The 11,389-nt window shown below is 75.4% G+C and carries 6 protein-coding genes and 1 pseudogene; 5 read left to right on the top strand and 2 right to left on the bottom strand.

Going from position 1 to position 11,389, the window contains the following annotated elements; translation table 11 throughout:
• Window positions 1-331 precede the first annotated feature (331 nt).
• Both ACZ5OX_RS14115 and ACZ5OX_RS14110 read left to right on the top strand, forming a co-directional pair.
• Complete coding sequence (locus ACZ5OX_RS14115; protein ID WP_363382932.1) at window positions 332-493, top strand: hypothetical protein; 162 nt, start codon at window positions 332-334, stop codon at window positions 491-493.
• Between the two features lie 226 nt (window positions 494-719).
• Window positions 720-4,091, top strand: coding sequence for a S8 family peptidase (locus tag ACZ5OX_RS14110; RefSeq protein ID WP_465630146.1), 3,372 nt, complete (start codon window positions 720-722; stop codon window positions 4,089-4,091).
• Window positions 4,092-4,140: 49 nt separating this feature from the next.
• Here ACZ5OX_RS14110 and ACZ5OX_RS14105 read toward each other — a convergent pair whose 3' ends face one another.
• Window positions 4,141-6,645 (bottom strand): YfhO family protein, encoded by a 2,505-nt coding sequence (locus ACZ5OX_RS14105; protein WP_465630145.1) that lies wholly within the window; start codon window positions 6,643-6,645, stop codon window positions 4,141-4,143.
• Window positions 6,646-6,866: 221 nt separating this feature from the next.
• Between ACZ5OX_RS14105 and ACZ5OX_RS14100 the strand changes: the two genes are divergently transcribed.
• From ACZ5OX_RS14100 to cimA, 3 genes are all read left to right on the top strand, one after another.
• Window positions 6,867-7,904: a 3-isopropylmalate dehydrogenase gene (locus ACZ5OX_RS14100; protein WP_465630144.1), complete on the top strand. Its 1,038-nt coding sequence runs from the start codon at window positions 6,867-6,869 to the stop codon at window positions 7,902-7,904.
• Between the two features lie 217 nt (window positions 7,905-8,121).
• Window positions 8,122-9,234 carry a branched-chain amino acid aminotransferase gene (locus ACZ5OX_RS14095; RefSeq protein ID WP_465630143.1) on the top strand — a complete coding sequence of 371 codons (1,113 nt, stop codon included), beginning with the start codon at window positions 8,122-8,124 and terminating at the stop codon, window positions 9,232-9,234.
• A 379-nt stretch (window positions 9,235-9,613) separates the two neighbouring features.
• A complete protein-coding gene (cimA, locus tag ACZ5OX_RS14090; RefSeq protein WP_449793129.1) occupies window positions 9,614-11,218 on the top strand; it encodes a citramalate synthase in 1,605 nt (534 codons plus the stop codon).
• A 78-nt stretch (window positions 11,219-11,296) separates the two neighbouring features.
• Here the strand turns inward: cimA and ACZ5OX_RS14085 are convergent.
• Window positions 11,297-11,389, bottom strand: a pseudogene (locus ACZ5OX_RS14085) (ATP-binding protein); the annotation flags it as partial.

The raw sequence follows: 11,389 nt of genomic DNA, 5'->3' as shown, positions 1-11,389 counted from the left end.
CACCAGCAACCTCCCCTCCATACCTCGCTTTCCCCCCTCCCCCCCCCCCCCCCCTCCCCCCCCCCCCCCCCCCCCCCCCCCCCCCCCCCCCCCCCCCCCCGCTGCGTTCTCCCGGGTGACACCCGTCTCAGATAGTAGGAAATCCAAGTATTCGTGCAGACACGGCCGGGGCGCGGCCTTACCGTGGAAGGGCCATACGGTGTGCCGCCCCTGTAGCCAGGGTGTGCGGCCCGTGTAGGCGTGCGCCTTCACGAGCAGGCGATCCCTGCTCCCGCGCTCCCTTCCCCTCTTCGCGCCCGCCTCCCGCGGCGCCGCTTCCAAGGAGCCCGGTATGTCGCCGACCGCCGACCGTCACGCCACGTCCGCCCCCGCCGCCACCCCCGTCCGCGCCCCGCGCCGCCGGCGGGCCGCCGAGCGGAACCCCTTCGCGGCGGCCGCGCTGCAGCGCTCGCTGGACCGCCGGGACAACGGCGGCGTGACCGGCCACCACTGAGTCCGGCGGAGCGGCCGGCGGTGGCGTTCATCCGCCGAATGGGCCGTACGGGTCGTCAGAACGTCACCCAGTAGAGTGCAACCCCGGTCCGTCCGAGGGAAGTTGCTCGTCCCCGGTGGCGCGATCATCCTAATTTGGGGCCCTCGGAGGGGTGATCGACGTTCGCGTGGGCGGGCGTCAGCGACACGGAGTGCGGATCAGTCCCCCTGCCGGGGAAGAGGGCCCAGTGCGTCTGCCATCCGTCCGCCGACCCGCCGCCCGGATCGGCCTCACCCTGGCCCTGCTGGCCGGAAGCGCCGTCCTCGCCGCCACCCCGGCGGCGGGCGGTCCACCGACCGCGGGGCCGCCGTCCGCCGGACCGCCTTCCGCCGGACCGCCGGGGCCGGGCCGAACGGCCTCCGTGCTGCTCGAACTCACCACCGAGGCGGCCGGCTCCGCCTGGCGGCGCGCCGCCGACGGCGCCCGGCGGGCCCAGCGCTCCCCGGAGGCCGTCCACCGGGAGGCCGCGCGGGCCGGCGCGGACCAGCGCGCCCGGGCCGGGGACGCGCTCGACCGGCTGGCCGGCGCCGTCCACCGGGCGGCACCCGCCGCCCGTGAGCTCTACCGCACCCGCACCGTGCTGACCGGCCTCGCGGTCAGCGCGCCCGCCGACCGGCTGCCCGCGCTGCGGGCGCTGCCGGGCGTCCGCGCCGTCCACCCGATCGTCGCCAAGCGGCGCGACAACGCCCACTCCGTCCCGCTGACCGGTGCCCCGCAGGTCTGGGCCGGCGACCGGGCGGCCGGCACCGGGCAGGGCATGCGGATCGGGATCGTCGACAGCGGCATCGACTACACCCACGCCGACTTCGGCGGCCCCGGCACCGAGGAGGCCTTCCGCTCGGTGGAGCGCGGCAAGCCCGCGCCGCCCGCGCTGTTCCCCAACGCCAAGGTCGTCGGCGGCAGGGACCTGGTCGGCGACGACTACGACCCCGACCCGGCCTCCCCGCACCACCAGCCGGTGCCGCACCCCAGCGACAACCCGATTGACTGCGTGCGCAACGGGCACGGCACCCACGTGGCCGGCACCGCCGCCGGGTACGGCGTCACCGCCGACGGCCGCGCCTACACCGGTCCGTACGGGCCCGGGCTCGACCCGGCCGGCTTCCGGATCGGCCCCGGCACCGCCCCCGGCGCACAGCTGTACGCGATCCGGGTGTTCGGCTGCGACGGCTCCACCGACCGGGTCACCGAGGCGCTCGACCTGGCGGCCGACCCGAACGGGGACGGCGACCTGAGCGACCGGCTGGACGTCGTCAACCTCTCGCTCGGCAGCCACTTCGGCAGCACCGACGACACCGACGCCCTGGCCGTCGACCGGCTCGCCGAACTGGGCACCGTCGTGGTCGCGGCGGCCGGCAACGACGGCGACGTGTACGGCATCGGCGGCAGCCCCGGCACCGCCGCCCGGGCGATCACCGTCGCCGCCTCGGTGCACGGCCACGCCGACGTGGACGGCGTCACCGTGCTCGCCCCCGCCGCCCGGGCCGGGGTCGTCCCGGCGCACTGGAGCGAGCGCTACCGGGGCTGGTCCACCGCCGACGTCAGCGGTGAACTCGCCCTGCCCGTCGACCAGTCGGACGGCTGCGCGGACTTCGGCGAGGCCGACCGGCAGCGACTGAAGGGGAAGATCGCGCTGCTCACCTGGCGCACCCGCGAAGCCGACCGGGCCTGCAACTCCGGCCCGCGCGCCGACCACGCCGCCGACGCGGGCGCGATCGGGGCGCTGTACGCCGCCGACTCCGACCACCTCGCCGAGATCTCCGGCAACGACCGGATCCCGGCCGCGCTGCTGGCCCGCGCCGACGGCGAACGGCTGCGCCAGGCCGCGGCCGCCGGGCCGGTACGGGTCCGGCTCGCCGCGCCCGGCAACACCCTGCACGCCTCCGTCGCCCAGGACCAGCCGGAACGGGTCGACACCCTGACCGACTTCACCTCGCGCGGCATCGGTGTCCCGGGCGTGGTCAAGCCCGACCTGGCGGCCCCCGGCGAGAGCATCCGGTCCGCCCTGGTCGGCAGCGGCACCGGCGGCCGGCGCGAGAGCGGCACCTCGATGGCCACCCCGCACGTGGCCGGGCTCGCCGCCCTGGTCCGTGCCGCGCACCCGGGCTGGCCGGTCGAGCAGGTCAAGGCCGCGCTGATGAACACCACCGTGGACACCTTCCTCGGCGACGACCGCAGCGGGCCGGCCTACGGGCCCGAGCGCACCGGGGCCGGGCGGGTCCGGGTGGACGGGGCGGTCCGCACCCCCGCCGTCGCCTACGCGGCGGGGGAGGGCGCCGTGGCGGGCGCCGTCGGGGTCTCCTTCGGGCCGGTCGAGGTGGCCGGGCCGACGGCGCGGACCCGGGAGATCGAGGTGCGCAACACCTCCGGCGCGCCGCTCGCCTACCGCACCTCGTACGCGGCGGCCACCCGGCTGCCCGGCGCCTCCTACCAGGTGACGCCGGCCCGGGTGGACGTCCCGGCGGGCGGCACCGCGCGGGTGCGGGTGACGCTGTCCGTGCCCGGGGAGCTGGGGCGCGCGCCCGACCCGACCATCGACACCGTGCAGGGCGACCACGCCCGCAGCTACCGGGGCGAGCTCTCCGGGCGGGTGCTGCTCACCCCGGTCGGGGACGGCACGCTGCCGCAGCTGAGGATCCCGGTGCTGGCCGCCCCGCGCCCGACCGGCGACCTCGCGGCGACGGCCGCCGTGCGCACCGCTGCGAGCGGCGCCACCCTGGTCGCCCTCGGCGGCCGCGCCGCGCCCGGCGAACAGCCGGGGCTGGTCAGCGCCTTCGCGCTCGGCGGCGAGGGGGCCCGCTGGCCGGACTGCCCGCCCGGCGGCAGCGACGCGGCCGTCGCGCCGGGCGCGGGCGTGCGGCCCGAACTCGCCGGGGCGCAGGCGGACCCGGCGGACGAGATCTGCGTCGAGCACCCCGGTGAGCGCTCCGCCGACCTGCGTGCGGCCGGCGCCGCCGTCGACGACCGACTGCTGTACGTGGGAGCGTGGCTGTGGGCGCCCGCGGCCACCCCGGTGGGGCTGTACGGGGTGCGGGTGGCGCTGGACACCGACGGGGACGGCAGCACCGACGTCGTCCTCAAGGCCGACCGGCTGTCCGGCAGCGACGTCCTGGTCTCCCGCGCGCTGGACGCCCGCACCGGGGCCGAGCTGGACGTCCAGCCGCTCAACGCCCACTGGGGCGACACCGACACCGGGCTGCTGGACAGCGACGTGCTGGTGCTGCCCGTCCGGCTGAGCGCCCTGCCCGGCGTCGCGCCCGGGCACAGCACCGTCCGCTACGGCGTGTGGACCGGCTACACCGGGGGCGGCACGCCGGACGTCGCCGAGGCCTTCTCGGCCATCGGGCTGAACGGCACCACCCCGTCCGTCCCGCTGGACGTCCTGCGGCCGGCGCTCACCGCGCGGGCCGGCCTCGACGGCCCGGCCGCGGTGGCGGCCCCGACGGGCCCCGGCACCGTCCTCGACGTGCGACGGGCCCCGGGCGACGCCTCGCGGCTCCTGCTGCTGTACCACCGGAACCCGGCCGAGCGGCGGGCCCAGGTGATCGACCTGCCCTGACCCCCGGGCGGAAGGGGGCGGTCCACCGGCACTCCGGCGGGCCGCCCCGTCAGGAACGAACGTTCAGGTCGTCGGAGCTTCGGGCCGCCCGGCGGCGGCCGCCGCGCGGGGGGCGGGTCGGGCGGCGGGAGAGCCGGGCGAAGACGGCCACCAGGGCCAGGACGGCGGCGGTGGCGGAGGTGACGGTCAGGCCCTCGGTGAGGCCGGGCGGGCGGAACGCGCAGGCCACCCGGGAGGCGCCCCCGCCCAGCGGGACACCGATCATGCCGAGCACCGGGACGGGGGCCGCGTACCGGCCGCCGTCCACCGCGCAGGTCCAGCCGTCGGTGGCCGGCACGGAGAGCAGCGCGGTGCCGGTGGACCCGGCCGGGAGCGTCGCCGTCAGGGTGTGCCCGCCGGCCTCCACCCGAGTGGCGCCGGTCGCGGTGAGCCGGGCGACGGCGGCCTCCAGGGCGCCGGCCCGCAGACAGCCGACCGGGCGGGCGGGGACCTGGCTCACCACGTCCGACCGCAGCGTCACCCGGACCACCCCGTCCGCCGGGACGGTCCCCAGCCGGTGGATCGGCACGGCGGTGGTGGGCTGCTCGCCGTCGCTGCGGTACTCGGTGCCGAGGCCACTGACCGTGCCCCGGTACCAGAGCCCGTGGAAGTAGGCCGTCCCGCCCGGCGTGCAGGCGGCCGTGAACACCGTGCCCTCCGCGCCGCCCGGCACCGACCAGCCGCTGGTGCCGTGCAGCGTGGGCACCGCCCCGCCGGCCGGGACCGGCAGCGGGGCGTCGTACACCTGGCTGCCCAGCAGCGACTCCTGCCGGGCCCAGACCGAGGAGGTCTCCGTCCGGGCACCCGGGGGCAGCACGGTGACCAGCGGCGGCGCGGCGGCCGCCCGGACGGGCGCGAAGCCGTCCGGCGGCGGTCCGTCGTCGAGGTGGGTGCGGACGCCGAACAGCGCCTGCCCGACCGGGTCGGTGACGCTCGCGGTCTGCCGCCCGCCGGCCGTCCAGCCCGCGCCGAGGTCGTGCAGCAGCAGGGCGGTGACGGTCGGCAGGTAGCCGCTGAAGTAGCCGCCGCCCTGGCCGTTCAGCAGCAGCGGGTCGTTCGGGGTGAACGCGTGCGGGCCCGGGTCGCTGCGGCCGCGCGGCCAGTCGGCGGCAGCGCGCAGCGCCGCGTGCCCGGCCCGGACGGCCGTCGGGGAGACGCCGGCGGAGGGGGCCGCGCCCAGCGCCGCGTACCCGGACCAGACGGCGTTGCCCAGCACCGCACCGCCGATCACCCAGGTGGCGAGGGCGTTCGCCCGCCGGTCGGCGTGCCGGCGGTCCAGCAGCCACAGCGCCGCCGACAGGACGGCGCCGCCGACGGCCAGCAGCACCCAGGTGGCCGGGCGCACCGAGTGCCGGCCCGCCGCCAGGCCGGCGATCACCGCCACCACGGCGGCGCCGCCCAGCACGGTCAGCCGGTCCGGGCGGTGCGCCAGCGAGAGCCAGCCGGCCAGCACCAGCAGCCCGCTGAGCACGAAGGCCACCCGGTACGGCCCGCCGGCCGGGATCGCCAGGCCGTGCCAGACCAGCACCGTCGGGGTCCAGAGGAAGCCGGCCACCACCAGCAGCAGCGCCGCGCACCACAGGGCGCGCTCCCGGGGCCGTACCCGCCGGTTGAACGGCAGCCCGCAGACCACCAGCAGCCCGAAGACGCCGATCGCCACGTTCGGCAACTGCGGCCCGCCGTGGGTGGCGGGCAGCAGCCGGGCGAGGTGGCCGCCGACGCCGGACGGGCCGAGCGGCTGGACCGGGGACTCCGGCTGGGCCCGGCGGGCGGCCAGCACCGCGACGAACAGCACGGGGGAGGCGAGCAGCACCCCGGCGGCGGCCATGGTGACGGCCCGGCCGGTGGCCCGGACCCGCCGGCGCAGCGGGAGCGGGGCGGCGAACAGCCGGACGGCGAACAGGAGTCCGGCCGCCAGGGTCGCCAGCGCGGCGGTGTACAGGTTGCCGGCCCAGGCGAGCGCGACGCACAGCGTGCCGGCCACCCAGTGCCGCTCGCGCAGGCACCAGTCGGCGGCCAGGCCGAGCAGCGGCAGCGACACCAGGCCCCAGAGCCACATCGGGGCGGCCGCGCCGACGTCCAGCACCCAGGCGCACAGCCCGTACCCGACGGCGGCGAGCGCCCGCAGCCGGCGCGGGCCGGGGTGGATGCGGCCGAGCAGCCGGGTCATCAGGGCGGTGCCGAGGCCGATGGTGGCCAGGGTGACCAGCAGGACGGCGAGCCGGCCCTGGTCGCGGGGGAGGAGCGCGGCGGGCCAGGAGAAGGGGTTCATCAGGTAGGCGAAGAAGTCCGCCAGGAACGGGGTGCCGTAGCCGCTGTTCCAGTTGAGCAGCAGGTCCCCGGCGGCCTGTCCGTGCAGCAGGTCCCACAGGTGGGCGTGGTACGGCACGGCCACCGCATCGGCCCCGGCCGGCCACCGCCCGCGCAGCGCCGCCGCCAGCCCGTACCCGCCCGTCGCCAGTCCGGCGGCACCCCCGCAGACCAGCACCTCCCGCCGCCACTCGCCCGTCCGCATCCCGCCACCCTAAGCAGGCCACCAGCGCCCTTCACGTCACACGCGCGCGCTCGTCCACGTCCATGAACCCGATCCCTCCACGCGCGGCTGCGTGATCGCGGGGATCCACCACAGGCAGTCGAAGGACGACCAGTCGTTCGAGGTCGAGACCGACCTGACCTGACCGTCCGAATGGTGGACGCGAGGTGTCAGTACCTGGGACGGCGGAGTAGGGTCCGAGCATGTCTCGCACCATTCGTCTCGCAGTAGTCCCCGGTGACGGCATCGGCCAGGAAGTGGTGGCCGAAGGCCTCAAGGTCCTGGGTGCCGCGCTTCCCGCCGACGTGAAGCTGGAGACCACCGAGTACGACCTCGGGGCCCGGCGCTACCACCGGACCGGGGAGACGCTGCCGGACGACGTGCTGGCGGAGCTGAAGTCGCACGACGCGATCCTGCTGGGCGCCATCGGTGACCCGAGCGTGCCGTCGGGCGTGCTGGAGCGGGGGCTGCTGCTCAAGCTGCGGTTCGCCTTCGACCACCACATCAACCTGCGTCCCGGCCGGCTCTTCCCCGGGGTGAAGGGTCCGCTGGCCGGTCAGCCGGAGATCGACTTCGTGGTCGTCCGCGAGGGCACCGAGGGCCCGTACGTCGGCAACGGCGGCACGCTGCGCACCGGGACGCCGCAGGAGGTGGCCACCGAGGTCAGCCTGAACACCGCGTACGGCATCGAGCGCGTGGTGCGCGACGCCTACCGCCGGGCGCAGGCGCGGCCGCGCAAGAAGCTCACCCTGGTGCACAAGAACAACGTGCTGGTGCACGCCGGGCACCTGTGGACGCGGATCTTCGCCGAGGTCGGCCAGGAGTTCCCCGAGGTCACCACCGACTACCTGCACGTCGACGCGGCGACCATCTTCTTCGTCACCCAGCCGGAGCGGTTCGACGTCATCGTCACCGACAACCTCTTCGGCGACATCCTGACCGACCTGGCCGCCGCCGTCACGGGCGGGATCGGCCTGGCCGCGAGCGGCAACATCAACCCGAGCGGCGAGTTCCCGTCCATGTTCGAGCCGGTGCACGGCTCGGCGCCGGACATCGCCGGCCAGGGCAAGGCCGACCCGACCGCCACGGTGCTGTCGGTCGCGATGCTGCTGGAGCACCTCGGCTTCGCCGCCGAGGCCGCCACGGTCGAGGCCGCCGTCGCGGCGGACCTGGCCGAGCGCTCCGGCACCCGCAGCACCTCCCAGGTCGGCGACGCGCTCGCCGCCCGAGTATCCGGCTGAGGGGCCGGATCCCGAAGCGGAACTCCGGCCTGCGGGCCGGACCGCGCATAACCGCAGCTCGCGGCCCCGGAAATGGGGCGGACAGCTGTTCGGCACGGCCCTCTGGATGCGAGTATCGACAGTGGGCCGTGCCGTTGTGCGTTCATTCCGGTGGATTCCGCCGAAACGTATCCGCGGCGGTGGCGGCCCTTACCAACCCACGGTGAAGGAAACAGCCATGAGCACGGCCACCCAGGCGCCCATCACGTTCGACCTCAAGCCCTCCGCCCACCCGCTGCCGGCAGCGGAGCGCGAGGCCCGGCTGACCAACCCCGGCTTCGGTCGGGTCTTCACCGACCACATGGTCACCATCCGGTGGACCGAGGGCGTGGGCTGGCACGACGCCCAGCTGGTCCCGTACGCGCCGCTGGAGATCGACCCGGCGAACATGACCCTGCACTACGGCCAGGCGATCTTCGAGGGCCTGAAGGCCTACCGCCAGGCCGATGGCTCCATCGCCACCTTCCGCCCGGAGGCCAACGCCGCCCGCTTCCAGGCTTCGGCCCGCCGCCTGGCGATGCCGGAGCTGCCGGTGGAGGCCTTCGTCGAGGCCGTCGAGCTGCTGGTCCGCCAGGAGCAGGACTGGGTGCCGAACGAGCCGGAGCAGAGCCTCTACCTGCGCCCGTTCATGTTCGCCACCGAGGTCGGCCTGGGCGTCCGCCCGGCCGACTCCTACCTCTTCATGATCATCGCCTCGCCGGCCGGCGCCTACTTCCAGGGCGGCATCAAGCCGGTCTCGGTCTGGCTGTCCAAGGAGTACGTCCGGGCCGCCCCCGGCGGCACCGGCGCCGCCAAGTGCGCGGGCAACTACGCCGCCTCGCTGGTCGCCCAGGCCCAGGCCGCCGAGAAGGGCTGCGACCAGGTGGTCTGGCTCGACGCCGCCGAGCACCGGTGGGTCGAGGAGATGGGCGGCATGAACCTGTACTTCGTCTTCGGCGAGGGCAAGGACGCGAAGATCGTCACCCCCGAGCTGTCCGGCGCCCTGCTGCCCGGCATCACCCGCGACTCGCTGCTGCAGCTGGCCGCCGACCTCGGCTACGCGGTCGAGGAGCGCCGGATCTCCACCGACGAGTGGCAGCAGGCCAACGCCGACGGCACCCTCACCGAGGTCTTCGCCTGCGGCACCGCCGCCGTCATCACCCCGGTCGGCTCGGTGAAGTCCGCCGCCGCCGACTGGACCGTCGGCGCCGGCGAGCCCGGCCCGGTCACCATGGAGCTGCGCAAGGCGCTGCTGTCGATCCAGGGCGGCCAGACCCCGGACACCCACCAGTGGCTGCACAAGATCGTCTGATCACCCACACCCCGCCGGTCCGCCCGCCCGGCCCGTCCGGCCCGCCCCGTTTCGCATCGCGAGACGGGTGGGCCGGATCCCGGGCAGCTGTGCCAGACTGCGGGCGTGTCCTCGCTTTCGCTGATTATTAGCAGCAGGCGCGCCGGTCCGCAGTGACCGCTTCCCGCACGACCCGATGCGGAGCGACCACGAGCGTCCAGACCCGCGCGCAGACCTCTCGCACCCGCGAGGGGTCTTTTTGTTTCTCCCGGACCGGCCGACGGCCCCCACAAGGGGCCCGGGGACACCGGGACCGCGCGCGGGATCATGGACAGTGGAGCCGGGACGGAAAAGTCCGGCAGAGCAGTACCAGCCTCCCCGAAACGGAGAACCAGGGGTCATGACCGAGGTCACCCGTACCGATGACAGTTTCCACGTGTTCGACACCACGCTGCGCGACGGAGCGCAGCGGGAGGGCATCAACCTGACGGTGGCGGACAAGCTGGCCATCGCCCGGCACCTGGACGAGTTCGGAGTCGGCTTCATCGAGGGCGGCTGGCCCGGAGCCAACCCGCGCGACACCGAGTTCTTCGCCCGCGCCGCCGCCGAACTGGAGCTGGAGCACGCCCGGCTGGTCGCCTTCGGCGCCACCCGCCGGGCGGGCGGCAAGGCCGCGGAGGACCCGCAGCTGGCCGCGCTGGTCACCTCCGGCGCCCCGGTGATCACCCTGGTCGCCAAGGCGCACGACCGGCACGTGGAGCTCGCGCTGCGCACCACCCTGGACGAGAACCTGGAGATGGTCCGGGACAGCGTCGAGTTCCTGCGCTCCCAGGACCGGCGGGTGTTCATCGACTGCGAGCACTTCTTCGACGGCTACAAGGCCAACCCCGAGTACGCCGTGTCGGTGGTCCGCACCGCGCACGAGGCCGGCGCGGACGTGGTGGTGCTCTGTGACACCAACGGCGGGATGCTCCCCGGCGGGGTCCGGGAGATCGTCGCCGACGTGCTCGCCAGGACGGGCGCCCGGCTCGGCATCCACGCCCAGGACGACACCGGCTGCGCGGTGGCCAACACCCTGGCCGCGGTGGACGCCGGCGCGACCCACGTCCAGTGCACCGCCAACGGCTACGGCGAGCGGGTCGGCAACGCCAACCTGTTCCCGGTGGTCGGCGCGCTGGAGATCAAGTACGACCGCCGGGTGCTGCCCGCGGGCCGGCTGGCCGAGATGACCAGGATCTCGCACGCGATCGCCGAGCTGGTCAACCTGACCCCCTCCACCCACCAGCCGTACGTCGGCTACTCGGCCTTCGCCCACAAGGCGGGCCTGCACGCCTCCGCGATCAAGGTCGACCCGGACCTGTACCAGCACATCGACCCCGAGCGGGTCGGCAACACCATGCGGATGCTGGTCTCCGACATGGCCGGCCGGGCCTCCGTCGAGCTCAAGGGCAAGGAGCTCGGCTACGACCTCTCCAGCGACCGGGACCTCGCCGGCCGGGTGGTGGCCAAGGTCAAGGAGCAGGAGAACCTCGGCTACACCTACGAGTCCGCCGACGCCTCCTTCGAGCTGCTGCTGCGCGACGAGGTGCGCGGCAGTCGGGACCGCTTCTACACCCTCGAGTCCTGGCGGACCATCAGCGAGCAGGGCCCGAACGGGTTCACCGGCAACGAGGCCACCGTCAAGCTGTGGGCCAAGGGCGAGCGCCGGATCGCCACCGGCGAGGGCAACGGCCCGGTCAACGCGCTGGACCAGGCGCTGCGTACGGCCCTGGAGGGCATCTACCCGCCGCTGGCCGGCTTCGAGCTGGTGGACTACAAGGTCCGCATCCTGGAGGGCCAGCACGGCACCGGATCCAAGACCCGGGTGCTGATCGAGTCCACCGACGGCGCCGCCACCTGGTCGACGGTGGGCGTGGCCGACAACGTGGTCGCCGCCTCCTGGCTGGCGCTGGAGGACGCGTACACCTACGGCCTCATCCGGGCCGGCCTGGAGCCCACCGAATAGCCGGCCCGAACGCACCCGTGGCCCGCGGGACTTCGCAGGAAGTCCCGCGGGCCACCGGCATGGCCGAGCACCGCCGGTTCAGCGGAGTCGGGCGAGGAGGGCGTGTTCGACGAGGGTGATGAGGGCGCTCTTGGCGCTGTCGCGGCGTCGGGCGTCGAGGGTGATGACGGG

The sequence above is a fragment of the Kitasatospora sp. NPDC032121 genome (genome assembly GCF_055580145.1).
Note: the sequence above shows the minus strand (reverse complement) of the source record. Positions and strands in the feature narration are given on the sequence as shown.